At 70.6% G+C, this 19182-nt stretch carries 20 protein-coding genes; 11 read left to right on the top strand and 9 right to left on the bottom strand.

The genetic code is table 11. The features are described 5' to 3' along the window. Positions 1-92 precede the first annotated feature (92 nt). Positions 93-569: a MarR family winged helix-turn-helix transcriptional regulator gene (locus MME74_RS15200; protein WP_267415899.1), complete on the top strand. Its 477-nt coding sequence runs from the start codon at positions 93-95 to the stop codon at positions 567-569. Here MME74_RS15200 and MME74_RS15195 read toward each other — a convergent pair. Then, positions 542-1609 carry an alpha/beta hydrolase gene (locus tag MME74_RS15195; RefSeq protein ID WP_267415898.1) on the bottom strand — a complete coding sequence of 356 codons (1068 nt, stop codon included), beginning with the start codon at positions 1607-1609 and terminating at the stop codon, positions 542-544. The two genes, MME74_RS15200 and MME74_RS15195, sit on opposite strands and share 28 nt — an antisense overlap. A gap of 113 nt (positions 1610-1722) precedes the next feature. On the opposite strand from MME74_RS15195, the gene MME74_RS15190 reads away from it, so the two are divergent. From MME74_RS15190 to MME74_RS15175, 4 genes are all read left to right on the top strand, one after another. Beyond that, the gene (locus MME74_RS15190) at positions 1723-2760 is read left to right on the top strand and encodes an AraC family transcriptional regulator (protein WP_267415896.1); all 1038 of its coding nucleotides are present in this window, start codon (positions 1723-1725) and stop codon (positions 2758-2760) included. Positions 2761-2881: 121 nt separating this feature from the next. Beyond that, positions 2882-4219: a flavin-containing monooxygenase gene (locus MME74_RS15185; RefSeq protein ID WP_267415894.1), complete on the top strand. Its 1338-nt coding sequence runs from the start codon at positions 2882-2884 to the stop codon at positions 4217-4219. Then, on the top strand, positions 4216-5091 hold the full coding sequence (locus MME74_RS15180) for an SDR family NAD(P)-dependent oxidoreductase (RefSeq protein WP_267415893.1): 876 nt from the start codon (positions 4216-4218) through the stop codon (positions 5089-5091). The genes MME74_RS15185 and MME74_RS15180 overlap by 4 nt, the downstream gene beginning before the upstream one ends. Beyond that, entirely contained in the window at positions 5088-6500 is a 1413-nt protein-coding gene (locus MME74_RS15175) for an aldehyde dehydrogenase family protein (RefSeq protein ID WP_267415892.1), read from the top strand. Before MME74_RS15180 ends, MME74_RS15175 begins: the two co-directional genes overlap by 4 nt. A gap of 61 nt (positions 6501-6561) precedes the next feature. Here MME74_RS15175 and MME74_RS15170 read toward each other — a convergent pair whose 3' ends face one another. Beyond that, the gene (locus MME74_RS15170) at positions 6562-6867 is read right to left on the bottom strand and encodes an NIPSNAP family protein (RefSeq protein ID WP_267415891.1); all 306 of its coding nucleotides are present in this window, start codon (positions 6865-6867) and stop codon (positions 6562-6564) included. A gap of 78 nt (positions 6868-6945) precedes the next feature. Between MME74_RS15170 and MME74_RS15165 the strand changes: the two genes are divergently transcribed. Both MME74_RS15165 and MME74_RS15160 read left to right on the top strand, forming a co-directional pair. Then, positions 6946-7839, top strand: a complete 894-nt coding sequence (locus MME74_RS15165) for a formylglycine-generating enzyme family protein (protein ID WP_267418593.1) — start codon at positions 6946-6948, stop codon at positions 7837-7839. An 87-nt stretch (positions 7840-7926) separates the two neighbouring features. After that, positions 7927-9426 carry an arylsulfatase gene (locus tag MME74_RS15160; RefSeq protein WP_267415890.1) on the top strand — a complete coding sequence of 500 codons (1500 nt, stop codon included), beginning with the start codon at positions 7927-7929 and terminating at the stop codon, positions 9424-9426. 39 nt (positions 9427-9465) lie between these two features. On the opposite strand, the gene MME74_RS15155 is transcribed toward MME74_RS15160, so the two are convergent. Beyond that, entirely contained in the window at positions 9466-9768 is a 303-nt protein-coding gene (locus MME74_RS15155; RefSeq protein WP_267415889.1) for a hypothetical protein, read from the bottom strand. A gap of 191 nt (positions 9769-9959) precedes the next feature. On the opposite strand from MME74_RS15155, the gene MME74_RS15150 reads away from it, so the two are divergent. Then, positions 9960-11276 carry an MFS transporter gene (locus MME74_RS15150; protein WP_267415888.1) on the top strand — a complete coding sequence of 439 codons (1317 nt, stop codon included), beginning with the start codon at positions 9960-9962 and terminating at the stop codon, positions 11274-11276. Positions 11277-11279: 3 nt separating this feature from the next. Here MME74_RS15150 and MME74_RS15145 read toward each other — a convergent pair whose 3' ends face one another. Genes MME74_RS15145 through MME74_RS15135 form a run of 3 tightly spaced genes read right to left on the bottom strand, consistent with a single transcriptional unit; the run spans position 11280 to position 14603 of the window. Then, positions 11280-12482, bottom strand: coding sequence for an LCP family protein (locus MME74_RS15145; RefSeq protein ID WP_267415887.1), 1203 nt, complete (start codon positions 12480-12482; stop codon positions 11280-11282). Positions 12483-12540: 58 nt separating this feature from the next. Then, on the bottom strand, positions 12541-13941 hold the full coding sequence (locus MME74_RS15140; protein ID WP_267415886.1) for a sensor histidine kinase: 1401 nt from the start codon (positions 13939-13941) through the stop codon (positions 12541-12543). Next, on the bottom strand, positions 13938-14603 hold the full coding sequence (locus MME74_RS15135; protein ID WP_267415885.1) for a response regulator transcription factor: 666 nt from the start codon (positions 14601-14603) through the stop codon (positions 13938-13940). Before MME74_RS15135 ends, MME74_RS15140 begins: the two co-directional genes overlap by 4 nt. Before the next feature lie 139 nt (positions 14604-14742). Between MME74_RS15135 and MME74_RS15130 the strand changes: the two genes are divergently transcribed. Further along, complete coding sequence (locus MME74_RS15130; RefSeq protein ID WP_267415884.1) at positions 14743-15111, top strand: hypothetical protein; 369 nt, start codon at positions 14743-14745, stop codon at positions 15109-15111. A 28-nt stretch (positions 15112-15139) separates the two neighbouring features. Next, on the top strand, positions 15140-15976 hold the full coding sequence (locus tag MME74_RS15125) for a hypothetical protein (protein ID WP_267415883.1): 837 nt from the start codon (positions 15140-15142) through the stop codon (positions 15974-15976). 32 nt (positions 15977-16008) lie between these two features. Here MME74_RS15125 and MME74_RS15120 read toward each other — a convergent pair whose 3' ends face one another. After that, complete coding sequence (locus MME74_RS15120; protein WP_267415882.1) at positions 16009-16728, bottom strand: GDSL-type esterase/lipase family protein; 720 nt, start codon at positions 16726-16728, stop codon at positions 16009-16011. Positions 16729-16813: 85 nt separating this feature from the next. Between MME74_RS15120 and MME74_RS15115 the strand changes: the two genes are divergently transcribed. Then, on the top strand, positions 16814-17575 hold the full coding sequence (locus MME74_RS15115; protein ID WP_267415881.1) for a glycosyltransferase: 762 nt from the start codon (positions 16814-16816) through the stop codon (positions 17573-17575). A gap of 1 nt (position 17576) precedes the next feature. Here the strand turns inward: MME74_RS15115 and MME74_RS15110 are convergent, their stop codons facing one another. Beyond that, the gene (locus MME74_RS15110; protein WP_267415880.1) at positions 17577-18467 is read right to left on the bottom strand and encodes an alpha/beta fold hydrolase; all 891 of its coding nucleotides are present in this window, start codon (positions 18465-18467) and stop codon (positions 17577-17579) included. A gap of 71 nt (positions 18468-18538) precedes the next feature. Next, entirely contained in the window at positions 18539-19153 is a 615-nt protein-coding gene (locus MME74_RS15105) for a TetR/AcrR family transcriptional regulator (protein WP_267415879.1), read from the bottom strand. Between the last annotated feature and the right edge of the window lie 29 nt (positions 19154-19182).

The raw sequence follows: 19182 nt of genomic DNA, 5'->3' as shown, positions 1-19182 counted from the left end.
CCACGACCCTTCTGCACGCCCCGGTGTCTCCGGATTGACGTATCACCTCGATGCAACCGTACAATTGACATATCAATTCCCGGGAGGGCGAGATGACCGCAGAGCACCGCCGCAGCACGCCGACGCCCGATCAGCTGCGGGTCTGGCGGAGCTTCATCGAGACGTCGGAGACGCTGCGGGCGCGCCTCGCCGCACAGCTGCAGGCCGAGTCGTCCCTGTCGTCCGGTGACTACCAGGTGCTCCTCGCCCTGAGCGAGGCCGAGGGGCACACGGCCCGGTCATCCGCGCTGGCGGCCCTCATCGACTGGGAGCGCAGTCGCCTGTCGCACCACCTGGGGCGGATGGAGAAGCGCGGTCTGGTTCGACGTGTTCCGTGCGCGGACGGGGTGCACGGGGTCGACGTGCTCCTCACCGACGCCGGAGCCGAGGCCTTCCGTGCCGCGAACGTGCCGCACCTCCGCGCCATCCGCGCCCTGTTCGTCGACGCACTCTCCGCCGAGCAGCTCGCTCAGGTCGATGACATCACCGCGGCCCTGCGGAGTCACCTCGGACTCGATGCCGACGTCTGAGCCGGACCGCCCATTCCCCGCACGAGCGCCTGCGCGGATTCGGCGAGGGCGCGGGAGCTGTGCCGCCCCACGCCGGTCGCGTTGACGAACGCGTGGATGTGCCCCTCGACCAGCTGCGTCGTCGTCGGCACCCCGGCGCCCCGCAGCGCCTCCGCGTAGGCCAGTCCTTCATCGCGCAGCACGTCGAATCCGGAGAGGGCGACATGGGCCGGCGGATGCCCGTTCAGGTCGGCGAACAGGGGAGACGCGCGAGGGTCGGTCCGGTCCTCCGGGTTCGGCAGGTAGTGGTCGATGTACCAGTCCATCTGAGCGGCGGTGAGGAAGTAGCCGTCGGCGAAGAGCTCGTAGGAGCGGGTGCGGCGGGAGGCATCGGCGACGGGGAAGAAAAGGAGCTGGAAGTCGGGGCGCCCTGACTCGTCCGCGATGGTCTCGGCGCACACCACGGCACTCAGGTTGCCACCCGCGCTGTCGCCGGCGACGGCCACCGGGAGCTCGGGGGCGGTCCGCGTGCGGACCCAGCGGAACGCGTCGACCGCGTCGTGCACCGCTGCGGGGAAGGGGTGCTCCGGCGCCAGGCGATAGTCGACCGAGTAGATCTCCAGCCCCGTGCGCGCGGCCAGGAACCGGCAGACCGCATCGGTCGAGGTCAGCCCGCCGACGACCCAGCCCCCGCCGTGGAAGTAGGTGACGGCACCCCAGGGCCGCGTCCCGGCGGCGTGCTGGTAGCGACGGGCGCCGACCGACCCCGCGCGCGTGGGGATCCGCAGCTCCTCGACGATGTCGACGTGCTCCCGGTCTCCGAAGATCAGTGCTTCGGCGTCGACCTGCGCCCGCGCATCCGCCAGCGGCAGCTCCTCGAAGCTCGATCCGGGCAGAGCGTTGAGCAGGCGCAGTGCCATCTGCACCTCGGTGAGCAGCGACTGCCCGTCGATCTGCACGGGCTTGCCGGCGATCAGGCGCTGCGCGGGTTCGGGCAGGGCGCCGAGCGTCTTGATCACGAGCCGGATGATGCGCTGCTGCGCCGTGAGCGTCTCCGCCATGGCCGCCCTTTCGTCGTCGAGGAGGGGAACCGCCAGGATAGGGCTGCCCCTCGGGGGGACCCGGACGCGGGGCGTCCGTTGACCGGACATCATCGGACAGCCAGACTGTCCAGATGCCCACCCTGCCGAGCCCGCCGGCGCCCTCGGCGACGATCAGCCCGCACGTCATCCGGTATCTCGTGCAGGAGGCGGAGCGTCGCGGCATCTCCCTGGAGCGGCCGCTGCGCGAGGCGGGGCTGACACCGGAGGTGCTGGATGCGCCGTCGCTGCGCGTGTCGTTCCGGCAGGGCAGCGCCGTGATCGACGCGGCCCTCCGGCTGTTCGACGATCCCGCCGCGGGGCTCGCCGTCGGCGGTGCGCAGCCCATCACCGCATCGGGGGTGCTGGGGCTGGGGATGATGAGCAGCCCGCGCGTCGTGGACGCCATCCACCTCGGCCTGCGGTTCCAGAACCTGGCGGGCTCCATGGTGCGGTGGTCGACGGCCGCGCGCGGCGACCAGCTGTCGGTCGTCGCCGAGGTGGCCGAGGGGGACGATCGCGTCGGCGCCTTCCTCATCGACGAGGGATTCGCGAACATCACGCGGATGGCGCGCGACGTGACCGGGAAGCGGTTCCACCCCGTCCGTGTCGAACTCGCCCGGCCGGCCCCCGCGGACGCCGCACGCCACGGCCGCTGGTTCGGATGTCCGGTCGAGTTCGGGGCGCACCGCAACGCCTGGACGCTGTCGGAGGATCAGTGGCGTCTGCCGAGCCCGTTCGCCGACGAGTGGACGCTGCGTGCCGCGCTCGCCCTGCTGGAGGAGGAGTCGGCGGGCGTGGTCGACCGCCAGGAGCTGGTGGCGGTCCTCGCCGCGCGTATCGATGCCGATCTGCCCGAGATCGCCCCGCTGGGCCGCCATGCGAGGGCACTGGCGCTGAGCGAGCGCACCCTGCGTCGCCGGCTCGCGGATGTGCAGGCCACGTACTCCGCTCTGGTGGACGACGTCCGCCGACGGGCGGTGACCCGGATGCTCGCGCAGGGCGCTCTGCCGATCAGCGACGTGGCGGCCGCGGCCGGATACGGCGACGACCGCTCGCTGCGACGCGCCGCGCGCCGCTGGTTCGGATGCTCGCCCGCCGCGATGCGCGAAAGGCTCCAGAGCGGCCATTGACGATGGCCGCTGGGGTCCGGTGAGCTGGCTCTCCGGGCCCGTGCCGCACCGCACCCGAATCGTAGGCTCACGGAATCCGCCGCACCATCCGACGGATCGCCCGCCTACGAAGGAGTCTGCGATGTCCTCGCCCATCTGCATCATCGGCGCCGGCCCCGCCGGTCTCGCCGTCGCCCGTGCCCTCACCGAGCGCGGTCTCGACTACGTGCATCTCGAACGACACAGCGGCGCCGGCGGAGCGTGGGACATCGACAACCCGGGCGGGCCGATGTACGACTCGGCGCACTTCATCTCCAGCCGGACCGTCTCGGGATTCAGCGGGTACCCGATGCCCGACGACTATCCCGACTATCCCGGCCACGCCCAGATCCTGCACTACCTGCGGGCCTTCGCCGACGCCTACGGGCTCACGGCACGCATCCGCTTCGACAGCGAGGTGACCGACATCGCCCGGGACGGAGCGCTCTGGCGCGTCACCACGGCGGCGGGGGAGGAGTCCCTGCATCAGAGCGTGATCGTCTGCACCGGCGCGCAGTGGCATCCGAACATCCCCGAGGTGCCGGGCACCTTCGACGGCGAGGTCCGACACAGCCAGAGCTTCCGGTCGGCATCCGAGTTCGCGGGCAAGCGCGTGCTGATCGTCGGCGGGGGCAACTCCGCGTGCGACATCGCCTGCGACGCCGCGCGCACCGCGGAGTCCGCGAGCATCAGCATGCGGCGCGGCTACTGGTTCATCCCGAAGCACGTGTTCGGGGTTCCGAGCGACATCGTGGGCGGGAAGGGCTCGTTCCTGCCCAAGCGCCTCGAGCGGGCCGTGCTGCAGCCGCTGCTGCGTCTGCTCGTGGGCGACCCGACACGCCTCGGCCTGCAGAAGCCCGACCACAAGCTGTTCGAGACGCACCCGGTGCTCAACTCCCAGCTCATGCACTACCTGCAGCACGGCGACATCACCGCCCGACCCGGCATCCGCGACACCGCCGGCCGCACGGTCACCTTCACCGACGGCACGTCCGACGAGTTCGACCTCATCCTCCTCGCGACCGGCTACCGGCACCGCGTCCCCGTCGCGCAGGAGTACTTCGGCGACGAACAGCACCCCGATCTGTACCTGAACTTCGCCTCGCGGGAGCATGCGGGACTCTTCGGAGTGGGCTTCATCGAGACCAACAGCGGCGCCTATCAGCTGTTCGACCAGCAGGCGCACCTGATCGCGGCGTTCCTGGCGGACAGTGCGACCGGCAGCGGGGCGGCCCGTCGGTTCCAGGAGCGGATCCGCGCGGATCACCCCGACATGTCGAACGGTCTGCGCTTCGACTCCTCACCCCGGCACCGCGGCTACGTGGACTCCGACGCCTATGCGAAGTACCTGCGCACACTGTCGCGCGAGCTGGGATGGCCGCTGCAGTCACCGCCGTTCTCCGGAACCCCGGTCGGCGATCGCACGGCGGTGCGCGCATGAGCTTCGACTTCCGCGGCACGGTGATCGTCGTCACGGGCGGGGCCGGTGACATCGCCCGCGCGTTCAGTGCGCGGGCGGCCGCGGCCGGGGCCGTGCTCGCGCTCGTGGACCGGCGCGAGGGTGCCCTGCAGGCGGCGGTCGACCTGCTGCCGGGGGCTGGACACAGCACGCACCTCTGCGACCTGACCGACGAGAGCGCGGTGCGCGCCCTGGTCGACGACATCGGACGCGTCCACGGTCGCATCGACGTGCTGGTCAACAACATCGGCATGACGAACTCGGAGCGGTTCGATCAGCGCAGCGTCGACAGCATCCGGCAGGAGATCGAGGTGAACATGGTCTCGCCCCTCGTGCTCACCCGCCTGGCGGTGCCGCTGCTGCATCGGTCCGACGACCCCCGGGTGGCGACCACCGTGTCGCTGGGCGGGATCTTCCCGCTGGGGGAGACGCCGATCTACACCGCGAGCAAGTTCGGACTCCGCGGCGCGATGCTGTCGATCGGCCTCGACCTGCGTGCCCGCGGCATCATCGCGGGGTCGGTGATGCCGTCGGCGACGGATACCCGGATGCTGCGGCAGGAGGCCATCGACGGCGGCAACTCCCTGCAGTTCCAGGATCCTCCGCAGCCGCCGGACGCGGTGGCCCGCGCCCTGGTCTCCCTGCTGGATCGCCCGCGGCTGGAGGTCTACCCGCGCCGCGGCGAATCCGTGCTGCTGCGCGTCGCGATGCTGTTCCCCAACGCCCTGCCCCGGCTGATGGCGCTGTTCCGTCGACGCGGCGAGCGGGGCCTGGCGACCTACCTGCGTCAGCTGGAGGATGCAGGACACATCGTGCGCCGCGACGGCGTGCCCGAACTGGTGGAGACCCCGTGACGAACACCGACACCGTGATCATCCGCAACCCCGGCGACGGCACCGAGATCGCCCGGATGCCGGTGACCACGGCCGCCGAGGTCGCCCGCCACACCGCGGATGCGCTCGAGGTGCATCGCTCCGGCGTCTGGTCGGGTGCGTCGCCGCGGGAGCGCGCCGCCGCGCTGCTGCGCCTGGCCGAGCTGATGCAGCGCGACGCCGAGACGCTGGCCCGTCTCGACAGCGAGGATGCGGGCAAGCCGATCACGGAGTGCCGCGACAACGACGTGCCCGGCGCGATCGAGTCCATCCGCTGGTTCGCGGAGGCGCTCGACAAGCAGTACGGCCGGGTCTCGACGACCGCCGCCGACGTCCTGGCCTTCACCGAGCGCGAGCCGTACGGCGTGGTGGCGGCGATCCTGCCGTGGAACTATCCCCTCGCGATGGCGTGCTGGAAGATCGGTCCGGCGCTCGCCGCCGGGAACGCGCTGATCCTGAAACCGGCCGACGCGACGCCCCGCTCGACGCTTCATCTCGCCGGGCTCGCCGAGGAGGCCGGCCTCCCCCGCGGCGTGCTGCGTGTGCTTCCCGGTACCGGGGCGGAGACCGGGGCGGCGCTCGCCGCGGATCCGATCGTGGAGGCGATCTCGTTCACCGGATCGACGGCGACCGGACGGAAGATCCTCGCCGCGTCCGCGGCCACGAACCTCAAGCGGGTCAGCCTCGAGCTGGGCGGGAAGAGCCCGCAGGTGCTGATGGCCGATGCGCTCTCCTTCGGCGACCGGCTGATCGAGGGGCTCGTGGAGGCGGCGTTCCTCACGGCGGGGCAGAACTGCACGGCGGGTTCGCGGATCCTCGTGCACGAGTCGATCCATGACGACGTCGTCGAGCGGCTGAGCGCCGCCGCCTCGGCATTGCGGATCGGGTCACCGGCCGACGAGGCCACGCAGATCGGCCCGGTGATCGACGACGTCGCGGCGACCCGCATCCTGCGCGCGATCGACGAGGCGGTCGCCGCGGGTGCCCGCCTCGCGACCGGGGGCGTCGAGGTCGCCGTGGGGTCGGGTGGACGGTACATCGCCCCGACCGTGCTGACAGACCTTCCGGATGACGCCGCGATCCTGCGGACGGAGATCTTCGGGCCGGTGGTCACGGTGCAGCGCTTCGCCGCGCGGGACGAGGCCATCGCCCTCGCCAACGCCGTCGACTACGGGCTGGCCGCCTCGGTGTGGACCAGGGACCTGGAGGACGCGCTCGCACTCGCCAGCGGCATCCGTGCGGGTCTCGTCTCGGTCGGCGCCTACAGCGAGGGCGACATGACGGTGCCATTCGGCGGATGGCGTCAATCGGGCTTCGGCGGGGTGGAGAAGTCGCTGCAGGCGTTCGCCCAGTGGAGCCGCGAGAAGACGATCTGGGTGCAGACCGCATAGGCGGAGACCGCGCGGTCGGCCCGTGCGAGCGACGCACCGGCCGACCGACGCCGGGCTCCCGCTACTCGAAGACCGGGGTGAGGAAGCGGCGCTCGTAGCGACGGATGCACTTCGTCGTGCGCGCGAACTCGAACGCGGCGATGCATTCGGGGTCGGTGCGCGACGTCGTCCGGTAGGCCTCGTATTCGGCCAGGGAGGGGAACGTGAACAGGGCGAACGCCTCGTCGCTGTCGCCCTCGCTCGGCATGAAGTAGCCGTGGTGGTCGCCGCCCAGCTTCTCCACCAGCCGGATCCAGGTCCGTCCGTACTCGGTGAACTCGTCGAGCTTGTCGGGGTCGATCTCGTAGCGCAGGTGAACGGTGATCATGCGGATGATCTTCTCAGATCAGCCCACCCGGCGGGAAACCCCGACACTACGCTGAGTCCCGTGACGAACTCTCGCGACATGGTCCTCATCCCCGGGGGAAGGTTCCTGATGGGGTCGGACGACTTCTACCCCGATGAGCGGCCCGTGCACGAGCGGGAGGTCGCCTCCTTCTTCATCGACCGCTACGAGGTGACGAACGAGCAGTACGCCGAGTTCGTCGACGCGACCGGGTATGTGACGGTCGCCGAGCGTCAGCTCGACCCCGCGGCCTTCCCCGGCGCCGATCCTGCCGACCTCGTTCCGGGAGCGATGGTGTTCACCCCCACCGCCGGCCCCACCGACCTGGGCGACTGGCGCAACTGGTGGCGATGGCAGCCCGGAGCGTACTGGCGTCGTCCGTTCGGACCCGACTCGACGATCGACGATCGGCTGCGGCATCCGGTCGTGCATATCGCCTTCGAAGACGCCGTCGCCTACGCGGACTGGGTAGGGATGCGGCTGCCCACCGAAGCCGAGCACGAGTACGCCGCGCGCGGGGGAATGGAGGGCGCACCGTTCGCGTGGGGCGACGAGCCCTACCCGGACGGCGTCGCCCAGGCGAACTCCTGGCTGGGGCGCTTCCCCTACGACAACCAGGGCCTGGGCGGCACGGCTCCCGTCGGCTCCTACCCGCCCAACGGCTACGGCCTGTACGACATGATCGCGAACGTGTGGGAGTGGACGACCGACTTCTACACGCCGCGGCACATCCGTCTCTCGGACACCCCGGTCGACGCGGGCAAGCGGACGAACCTCCTCGCCGCCGCCAGCGCCCAGGAGGGGTTCCCGGACATCCCGCGTCGCGTTCTCAAGGGCGGCTCGCACCTGTGCTCGCCGGACTACTGCCTGCGCTTCCGACCGGCCGCGCGCTCGCCGCAGGCCGAGGATACGGGCATGTCGCACATCGGATTCCGCCTCACCCGTTCCGAGTGAGGTGCCCCTGGGCGCACCCGTGAGGGAGTGCTTGGCTTCGACCGAGGGCGATCGCCCCCGTCTCACGCGTCGAAGCAAGGAGTCGGTATGTCCGAGAAGCCCAACATCCTCATCATCTGGGGCGACGACATCGGCATCGCGAACCTCAGCACGTACTCCGACGGCCTCATGGGCTATCGGACGCCGAACATCGACCGGATCGCCGACGAGGGCGTGAAGTTCACCGACTATTACGGCGAGCAGAGCTGCACCGCGGGGCGCGCGGCCTTCATCACCGGCCAGAACCCGTACCGGACGGGGCTCACCAAGGTGGGCATGCCCGGCGCGAAGCTGGGGCTCCAGCCCGAGGACCCCACGATCGCCGATGCGCTCAAGCACCACGGCTACGCGACCGGGCAGTTCGGCAAGAACCACCTCGGCGACCGCGACGAGCATCTGCCGACCGCCCACGGCTTCGACGAGTTCTTCGGGAACCTGTACCACCTCAACGCGGAGGAGGAACCCGAGCACCCGGACTACCCCACCGATGAGGAGTTCCCCGGGTTCAGCGAGAAGTTCCGTCCCCGCGGCGTCATCCACTCCTGGGCGAACGACGACGGCACGCAGCGGATCGAGGACACCGGTGCTCTGACCAAGAAGCGGATGGAGACCGTCGACGAGGAGTTCCGCGATGCGGCGGCGGACTTCATCCGTACGCAGGCGGCCGACGACACCCCCTTCTTCGTCTGGTTCAACTCGACGCACATGCACTTCCGCACCCACTCGAAAGAGGAGAGCAAGGGGCGGGCCGGGCGCTGGCAGTCGGAGTACCACGACACGATGCTCGACCACGACGACGTCGTCGGGAGTCTGCTCGATCTGCTCGACGAGCTCGGACTGGCCGAGAACACCATCGTCATGTACTCCACCGACAACGGGCCGCACATGAACAGCTGGCCGGATGCCGGCATGACCCCGTTCCGAAATGAGAAGAACTCCAATTGGGAGGGCGCGTACCGAGTGCCCGCGATGGTCCGCTGGCCCGGGCGCATCCCGGCGGGGACCACGCTCAACGGGATCGTGAGTCACAACGATTGGTTCGTCACGCTGCTGGCCGCGGTGGGCGACGACGACATCGCCGAGCGTCTGGCCTCCGGTGCCGAGCTGCACGGCACCGAGTACAAAGTGCATCTCGACGGACACGACCAGCTCGACTACATCACGGGTGCCGTCGAGCAGAGTCCGCGTCGGCACTTCTTCTACGTCTCGGACGACGGCGACCTCACGGCCCTGCGCTTCGACAACTGGAAGCTCGTGTTCCTGGAGCAGCGTGCGGCCGGAACCCTGCAGGTCTGGCAGGAGCCCTACATCGAGCTGCGGTTCCCGAAGCTCTTCAACCTGCGCACGGATCCGTTCGAGAGGGCCGACATCACGTCGAACACCTATTGGGACTGGGTGCTCGACCACGTCTTCCTGTTCGTGCCCGCGCAGGCCTACGTCGGAAGGATGCTCGGCACGCTGGCGGAGTTCCCGGCGCGGCAGAAGTCGGCGTCGTTCACGATCAACCAGGTCATGGCGAAGCTGGAGTCCACGGTCGGCAGCTCCTGAGTCTCCCGCTCTCCGGCGGAGGCCGCGACCGTCGGGCTGTCAGGCGCTGCGGTCCCGGAGTGCGACTCGCCGGTTGTGCAGGGCGAGCGCCACGAACGCGATCCCCGGAACGGCGAGCACGATCAGCACCGGCCACCACCAGCCCTCAGCGGTGAGCATCACGGCTCCGAAGACCAGGAAACCCGCGCCGATCGAACGCATCGCGACGGAGCCGACGGGGGTCACGACCGGGTTGCGCCAGAACGGCACCGTGCTCGTCGCATTCGCACGCAGCGTCATCGCCAGGGCGGTCAGGAAGAGGATCGAGCCGGCTACGGACAGGAGCACACCGAACACGTTCATGCCTCGAACGTATCAAGGACGTCGCGAGGGCCGGTCGTAGAGGGTGGAGCGACGGCGCGGAGGGGGCTCGCGCTCGGGCGTCTCGCCCGTCCCGCCACCGGCTGAGACCCGACCAGGCGAGTCCACTGCCGGGCCACCTTGATACATTGGGAGTTCCCCCCTCTCTCCCCGGCAAGCAAGGACGGTTCCGCGTGGCGGCTCAGCAGTCAGGAACCGCCGATGCTGCGGGCCGACCGGAATCCGCATCGCGGTACATCCTCCGTTCGCGGCTGCTCCGTGGGGCGTTCCTCAGCCTGGTCATCTCGGGGATCGGGATCTCGATCACGGTTCCGCAGATCACGCTGTTCCTCGTCGACGAGCTGCACCTCTCCGTCGCGCAGGCGGGGCTGTACTTCCTCACGAACCTGACCGCGCCCATCGCCGGCTACGTCGTCGGTTCCCTGTCCGATCGTGCAGGGTCGCGGCTGCTCGTGTTCCGGCTGTGCGCTCTCGCCGGCTTCCTCGGCTGGGTGCTGATGGCGTTCGCGATGCAGCCCTGGATGCCGTTCGCGATCAACATGCTGCTCCTCAGCATGGCCGGCGCGGGTGCCGCCCAGCTGCAGGCCGCGGTGCGCGATGAGCTGAACCGGACGCCCACTCCCGCCGACAACGAGGTGGTCGCGGTGATGCGGATGGCCATGGCGTTCGGATGGATCGTCGGCCCGGTCATCGGCGCGGTGCTCGGCGCCGTGCTGGGCCTTCGTCCGCTCCTGCTCGTGACCGGGATCTCCGTGCTGATCTCGATCCTGCCTCTGATCGGGGCGAAGGCGCCGTCCCTCGCGGAGCGCAGTGCGGCCGTGACGCGCCTCCGGCATCCGGACGACGCGACGGCGGCGGGCGAACCCGGCGTCGCCCCCACGCAGCCGGCCGTCAGGCGCGACGCGTCGATGCTGCCGCTCCTCGTCTTCACCGGCATCTACGTGCTGATCATGTGCGGCGAGACGGTCAAGCTCGCCTACCTGCCGCTGTACATGGACGGCGAGCTCCGCGTCGACGCCGGCGTCCGCGGCGCGATCATCGGGTTGCAGCCGCTCATCGAGCTCCTCCTCATGCCGTTCGCGGCGCGGCTGGCGAGCCGGTTCGGGGTGATGCGCGTGCTCTTCGTCGGCGCCCTGATGGCCGTCGCCGCCCATGTGTCCTACGCCTCGGCGGACTGGGTGGAGCCGCACCTCGTCATGCTCGTCGTGGGGCAGCTGCTCATGGCGGGCGTGATCGCCTCGTTCGGCGTGCTCGGGATCACCGTGGCGCAGCGACTGGTCCCGACGCGGGTGGGGATGGCGACCAGCGTGTTCCTCAGCGCCTACGCGATCAACGCCGCCGTCGGAGGTTTCCTCGGCAGCGTCGGGTCGGCGTGGCTGGGACTGCCTCTGCTCTTCTGGATCCCCGCCGCGATCGCTGCCGTGGGAGCCATCGCGCTGGTCGTGCTCAACGCGCGGGTGCCGCTCGGCGCGCCACCCCGCGCCCGCTGACCGCTAGCCGCCGTAGGGGCGCACGCAGGTGTCCTGCGCCGCGCTCTGGCCGTCGAGGTTCTCGGGGAGCGGGTCGGCGTCGGCCGGCGGTCCCTCCTCGGTCGCACCGTCGTCGGGCTCCGAGGTCGGCGGCTCGGCGTCTTCGGACAGCTCGCTGCCGCGGCCGGTGCGGTCGGCACTGATCGACACGGTGTCACCGGCGCGCACCCGCTCCAGCAGCGCGGCCGCGGCGGCCTCGTCGGGGACCACGCGGTCGCCCGCGGGCAGGTGCGGGTACGACACGAAGGCGATGTTCTCGAGGGGGAGGTCGCTGAACACCTTCGCCATCGACGTCAGCGTGCCCAGGTCGGCCAGCTGCGTCGACAGGGTCATGTTCCGCGTCGCCGCATCGGCGATGCCGTAGAGCTTCGCCGGATCGGTCAGGGTCGACTGGTCGCGCAGCGTGCGCACGAGCGAGGACAGGAACACCTGCTGGGTGGAGATGCGGGCGAGGTCGCTGCCGTCGCCGACGCCGTAGCGGGAGCGCAGGAGCGCCAGGGCCTGCTCGCCGCTCAGGTCGTACGTCCCCGCGGCAGGGATCTCCAGCCCGGAGTGCCGATCGTGGATGGGGCCGGCGAAGCAGATGGGGACGCCGCCGACGGCGTTCGAGGCTTCGATGACGCCGGTGAAGCTGATCTCCGCTGCATAGGCGAGGTCGATGCCGGTCAGCGCGGTGACGGTGGAGGCGACGCATCCGAGTCCGCCGCGGGCGAGCGATTCGTTGAACTGCACCCGCCAGCCGGCGTTCCAGGTGCTCCCCGTCTCGGGGTCGGTGCACGCGGGGATGTCGACGAGCAGATCGCGCGGGAAGGAGATGACGGTGGCGGCGTCGTGCGCCTCGTTCACGTGCAGCAGGAGGGTGACGTCGTTCCGGCTGCCTTCGACGTCGCCGCCCTCCCCGTACTGGACGCCCTGCCCGGCGCGGCCGTCCGATCCGACGAGCAGCACGTCGAACTCCCCGTCGAAGTCGGCCACGGCGGGAGGCTCCTCGCTGTCGCGTACCGGCTGCAGCTCGACCGTGGTCACGTTCTGGGAGAGCCGGATCGCCGCGATCGCGACCGTGCCGCCGGCGATGACCAGGATCCCGATGACGGTCAGCGTGAGGAACCTCCGCAGGCGACGCCGACGTCGCCGACGGGACGAGGGAGCGGGTGGGGGCAGGCTCATGGGAGGACCTCTCGACATCGGCGAGCAGCCAGTGTCGGCGAGGAATGTCACACGAGTGTCACACGCGGGGGAGCGTCACCCGGAACGTCGCTCCGGACGTGCCGGGCAGCAGCACCAGATCACCGCCGAGCAGTCGGGCGTTGTCGCGGGCGATCGCGAGTCCGAGACCGGTGCTGACGCCGTCGGAGCGGGAGCGGTCCGAGGTGACGAAGCGGTCGAACACCCGCTCGGCGTCGGCCGCCGCGACGCCGCCGCCGCTGTCGGAGACGTCGATGTGCACGGCCTCGCCCTCCTCGTGCACGCGGAGGGTCACCGGCGGGCTGCCGTGCCTGGCGGCGTTCGTCAGGAGGTTCGCGACCACGGTGTGCAGCCGGCTCGGATCGGTGCGGATCCGCAGCCGGGGTGCGACTTCCCGCTCGGCCACGTCGACGCCGGTCGCATCCACGACGTCGGTCAGCAGCTCCGCGAGCACGACGGTCGTGCGGTTCACGCGCGCGACCCCCGCGTCCAGCCGGGAGAGTTCGAGCAGGTGCTCGGTCAGGGTGTGCAGGCGGCGGGTCCCGGTGCGCACGACGGCCGCGGCGACCGCCCGCTCCTCCGGAGTCGTCTGCTCGTCCTCATCGAGGAGCTCGTCGACCGCCAGCATCGAGGTGAGGGGTGTGCGCAGCTCGTGCGCGACGTCGCTGACGAGCTGCCGCGACTCCGCCTCGCGACGCTGGAGCTGCGCGATGGTCGCGTTGAGTCGGTCCGAGGAGAGATGCAGCGCCTCGGCCACGCGGTCAACATCGTCGAAGGACGGCGTCCACGCGGGTGGGCCCTCGCCGGAGCCGACCGCGTGCGCGGTGTCGACGAGTCGGCGGAGCGGACGCGTGAGGGCACCGCCGAGCAGACGCTCCAGCAGGACCACCACGACGACGACACCGGCGCTGAGGAGGATGCCGGAGACGACGAGCTCGCGCACCTGGATCTGCTGCGGCTCCATCGAGTAGGCGGTGACGACGGCGAGCCGGGCGCCCGGATCCTGCGCGAGATCGTCTCGCACGACGGAGACGAAGAACACCTCACGTCCGTCGAGCGTGGTGCGCAGCGAGGTCAGCTCTCCGGGGGATCGAGAGCCGTCGAGGTCGAGGTCGTCGGGGACCTGATCGGGGCGGAGCTCGCCGGCGCTGCGGCCGCTGTCGAGATCGATGATGACCGTCTCGCCGGGAAGGATCTCCGCGTAGTACTTCCACGTCTCCTCGGGGGACGCGGTGGAGATGGAGGTGAACAGCGCATCCGCGGTCGTGGAGAACTCGTCGAGGAGCCCCTGCTGGCGTGACTCGAACACGATCCTGCTGGCCGTGAACACGACCACCCCGGTGACGATGACGGACACCGCGATCGTGCTGCCGACGAGGGCGAGGGCGATCGCCGCACGGAGGGTGAGGCGGCGACGGGTGAGGCGGTGACGGGCGGTCATCGAAGCCGGTACCCGATCCCGCGGACCGTCTCCAGCTGCGGCGAGGAGATCTTCGCCGCCGTCAGCTTCGCGCGCAGTCGCTGGACGGCGGTGTCGACGACCCGCGGGGTGTCCGGCGGCGACTGCGCCCACACCGCGTCGATGAGTCGCGAACGGCTCAGGGCGTGCCCGTCGTTGAGGGCGAGCTCGTGCAGCAGGCGGAACTCCGTGGCGCTGAGCGGCAGCACCCGGCCCGCGGCCTTCGCCTCGACCGAGGCCTCGAGGAGCTCGAGCTCGCCGACGCGCAGGGCCTCGTCGGCCGGGCGGGCGCTGCGGCGGAGCACGCTGCGCAGCCGGGCTTCCAGCACCGCGACGCTGACCGGCTTGGAGATGTAGTCGTCGGCGCCGGCATCCAGTCCGACCACGATGTCCGCGTCCTCGTCCCGGGCGGTGAGCATGACGGTCGGGAACCCCCACCGGGCACGGATCTCGCGGCACAGCGCGAACCCGTCCCCGTCGGGGAGCATGACGTCGATGATGGCGACGTCGGGCGTCGACCGTTCGGCGAGCAGACGGGCGGAGGCGACGTCCTCCGCCGTCTCCACCGCGTGGCCGCGACGCCGCAGCGCGGTCGTGAAACCGAGACAGATGTCCGCATCGTCATCCACGAGCATGACCTTCATCAGGCGCCCACCTCCCCGGCATCCGCGCGCTTGCGATGATAGACGGCCGCGCCCGTGCAGGCCCTGTCAGCCGGGTCGGTGACCGGGGATCAGGGCTGAGGTGCATGATGCCCTCAGGCCGAGCGGCTACCCTCGGGGCATGCGTCGAATCGTCGTCCTGCCCGTCGTCCTCGCCATCGGTCTGCTCGCGGGATGCTCGCAGGTGACGCAGATGGCCGGTGACGCGCTCGGCGTCGACGTGCAGGCGACCTGCTCGACGATCGACGACGCCTACACGCAGTATCAGTCCCTGCTCGACCAGGGGCAGGTGTCGGCCGAGCAGGCGGATGCGGCGCGCGACGACCTCGTCGCCTCTCTCGACGGGCTCGCGACGAACGTCGACGGACAGCTCGGCGACCTCATCCGTTCCGGTGCAGAGAAGATCGGCGGGATGACCGACCTGCAGGCTCCGGAGACCATCGAGGCGATCGACCAGCTCAAGGACTCGGTCTCGGCGTTCTGCGGCTGACCGTCCGGCTCGTGAGACGATGCCGGGGATGAGTACTGCTGCCGACGAGGAACTCCGCGCGCTGCGGGCTCGCGCGTATGGACCGAAGGCGGACATCGAGAGCGATCCGGCGGCGCTCGAGCGTCTCCGGCACCTGGAGGAGCAGCGTCAGGGGCGGCCGTCTGATGTCGACGCACCGCTGCCGGACGCGACGGCCGCACCTGTGATGCACGAGGCGGCGCAGCCGGACCCCGGTGCGCCCGCCCCCGGCGCCGACTCCGACGCGCGGGAGCACCCGTTCGCCGCGCTCGATCTGCCGATGCCGGAGCAGACCTCATCGGAGGGAGAACCCGCGACACGAGCGTCGTCGTCCCGGACGTCCGCGCGGATGGGCAGGATCCTGTGGGTGGCCGCGATCGTGGCGGCTGCCGCCGCGGCCTCGGCGGTCACGTACGCGCTGGTGGCGATCTCGCCCGTGCCGGCCTCCTCCGGTGCTCCGCAGATCGACACGCTGGAGGCGTCCTCGACCCTGGAGATCCCGAGCGGGTGGATGGGGGCAGGCCCGAGCTCGGCGGTCTTCGACTTCTTCGGGCTGGCCCTCGTGCAGACGGCCGGCGGGTACATCAACGGCTCCACCGGAACCGACTGTCTCACCGTCGTCCGCGCCGACCAGGTGCCGGACAAGGGCGAGTACGACTCGTCTTCGGGGTGGAGTTCCAACGGACCCGTCTACGCGGCCTGCGGCGTCGGCGTCTTCCCCGCGACCGTCGAGGTCCCGATCGACAGCGACGTCCCGAAGGAGCTGAGCGAGCGCTTCCCCGGCGGACGGGCCCTGCAGTTCGTGTTCGACGGCGAGCGCGTCGGCGTCTTCCTCGACAGCGAATAGGTCGACGGCGGGCGGATCGCGACGGCCCCGCGTCAGCGCAGCGCGGCCGCCACCGTCTCCGCGACCAGACGGCTGGAGCGGGCGTCGAGGTGGATGCCGTCCGGGTGGCTCCTCACGGAGCGCGCGGTGACGTCGAACACGTCGATCAGATCGACGCCGAGGGACTCGGCGACACGTCGCACGATGGGCGCGACCTCCTCCTCGATGATCCGCGCCGAGACGCCGCCGCGGTTCGCGAACGCCACCGGTGGGGTGAGCAGGTGGACGTCGGCACCGTGCGAGCGGTACCTCTCGACGAAGTCGATAAGCTCGGTCTCGTACCGTTCCGCGTTCCAGTTGTCTCCGCGCGCGTCGTTCGAGCCGAGCATGATGAGCACGATGTCGGGGCGGGCGCGGAGGGAGGCGTCGGCGAACGGCGTCGCGTCCCAGGGCCAGTCGCCCTCCTGCTGCAGGGTGCAGCGGTTCACGCCGTAGTTGAGGACCTGGTGGCGCTCCCCGAGGATCCTCCCGAGCTGCGCGGGGTAGGAGCGTCGATGGCGGCCGAGGAGGAGCACGCCCGCGCCGTAGGTGTTGCTGTCGCCGATCGCGGCGACCCTGATCCGGTCGGATCGCGGACGGGGCGGCGGCGGATACATGATGCGCAGGAAGAGGATCGAGCCGACACCCGCGAGGAGGCCGATGACCGCGGCGGCGGCGGCGAGCAGTGTCCGCGCGCCTCGCCCGTCGAGTGCGGGACGGAGGGAGCGGATCATCCGTCCATCCTCTCTCAATCGGCGCCGGCGGGGGCCGAGCGGTGGAGACTGTCCCTGAGAGCGTGATGTGCAGAACAGGAGAGCGATGACGACCGTCTTCCCGCGTTCCGTGTCCGTGGTGATCCCGGTGCGGAACGACGCCGTCCTCCTCGAACGCTGTCTGCGCGCACTCGAGGGCCAGACGCGCAGACCCGACGAGGTCGTCGTGGTCGACAACGGCAGCAGCGATGCCACGGTCTCCGTCGCCGAGAGATTCGGCGCGCGCGTCGTGTCCGAGCCCATCCAGGGGATCCCGCGCGCCTCCTCGGCCGGCTATGACGCGGCGACGAGCGACATCATCGCGCGGCTGGACGCCGATTCCCTGCCGGGACGGGACTGGATCGAACGGATCGAGCGCACGTTCCGCGACCGCGACGACCTCGACTTCCTGACCGGCGATCCGCGGTTCTACGGATCGACGCCGCTGGTGCATTGGATGGGGGAGCACCTGTACATCGGCGGCATGTATGCGGTGATGACGCCGTTGCTCGGTCATGCGCCGCTGTTCGGGTCGAACATGGCGATGCGCGCCGCCACGTGGCGGAGTCTGAGTGGCGAGGTGCATCGTGAGGAGCAGAACATCCATGACGACTTCGACCTGTCGTTCCATGTGCGCCCGGGGATGACGGTGCTGCGCGACCGGAGCCTCGTCGTCGAGGTGTCGGCGCGCCCGTTCCAGGACTGGGCGTCCCTGCGCCGGCGACTGAGCTACGTGCTGCCCACCGTGCGGCTGCATCTGCCGCAGCAGGCGCCGCACCGCCGCCGGCAGGCCCGGCGGGAGGCGACCGCGTCCACGGTCGAAGGGTGACTCAGGTGCGGGCTCGCGCGTAGAGCTCGAGCAGATCGGCCGTCAGCTGATGCGGGGTGGTCTCGCTCGGACTGTGGCCCGTCGCGTAGGCGCGGAACTCGGCATCGATGTCGCGGGCGTATCGCTCGTGGGCCGAGAGCGGCCAGAGGTCGTGCGAGCCGGCGGCGACCAGCTTCGGCAGGGCCAGCTCCCGCACGTCGCGGCGCAGGTCGGGCGACGCCATCATCAGGCCGATGATCTCGTCGACGCTGCGGCGGCTCGTGAACGCGAACCGCGAGCGGACGAACTCGAGCCGCCGCGGCGGGACCCGGTTCTTGTTCGTCACGATGCCCCAGATCATGAGCCCGGCGCCGCGGTGCGGGCTGGCGATCGGTGCCACCGGGCCCAGCCACTTCATGCTCGCGAAGACATTGCCGCTGCCCGGCGGAGTGGTCAGGAGCGCGAGGGAGAGCACGAGGTCCGGGCGACGCACGGCCACGATCTGCGCGATCGTCCCGGCGAACGAATAGCCCAGCAGATGCGCGGGTGCTCCGGCTTCGAGGAAGGCGATCAGGTCGGCGATGAACAGCTCGTGGGTGTACGGCCGGTCCGCGCCGGCCGCATGCGACTGGTACTGCCCGGCGAGGTCGAACGACTGCACGAAGTAGCCCTCCTCCGCGAGGAGAGGCAGCATCAGGGCGAAGTCCTCCTTCGACCCGGTCGCGCCCGGCACCAGCACCACCCGGGGATGCGCGGGGTCGCCGAGCGACACGACGGCGAGCTCCCCACTCGGCGCGGAGAACCGCGAGCTCGTCGATCCGGTCGGCGCCACCGTCCAGTCGATGTCGCCGATGGCCGCGTCCAGGGATGCCGGGGCGATGGGCGCCCGTCCGCTCCTCGAATCTGTCGACACGCTCACAAGCTACCCCTCGGTCGCCGCCCGCAGAAGGATCGCGCGCCGCCATGGACGGATGCCCGTGACGATCAGCGGGACGCCGTGCGCAGCCCTGGGTCCTGCTCCAGCATCGTGCGCGCGAGACCCCGAGCGACCTCGAACGGCTGGGAGAACGTCTCCATGCCGACCGTGACGATCGCTCCTTCGTAGAGCAGCATCATCGCCCGCGCCATGAGGTCGGCATCCGCGGCGCCCGCCTCGGCGCACAGGTCGGTGAAGAGCTCGAGCAGCCAGCTCTTCTGGCGCGAGACCTCGGGGAACACGGGATGACCGTCGTGTCCGTCACCGATCTCCGCGCGGGCATTGATCGCGCTGCACCCCTTCGGGCTGTTCTCGTCCGACCACGCGATGGCCGCGGTGAACACGGTGAGGATGCGGTCGACGCCGGGGTCGGGCACGCGGGAGAGGTGCTCGGCCACGTGGGCGCGCCACCGGGCGTCCCGATGCTGCAGATACGAGACGACGAGCGCCTCCTTCGAGCCGAAGCGGTCGTAGAGGGTCTTCTTCGTGACGCCCGCGGCCTCCGCGATCGTGTCGACGCCCACCGCATGGATGCCGCGCTCGTAGAAGAGCAGCGACGCGGCGTCGAGGACGCGGGTGGCGCCCGGCGTGAGGGGGGCGAGCTCGGGGACGGGAACGGCCATGGCATCGAGTATACCAACCTGTATAGTCG

It is taken from the genome of Microbacterium oxydans (genome assembly GCF_026559675.1).
Taxonomy (GTDB): domain Bacteria; phylum Actinomycetota; class Actinomycetes; order Actinomycetales; family Microbacteriaceae; genus Microbacterium; species Microbacterium oxydans_D.
The sequence above is the reverse complement of the archived record's forward strand: the minus strand, read 5'-3'. Positions and strand labels throughout refer to the sequence as shown.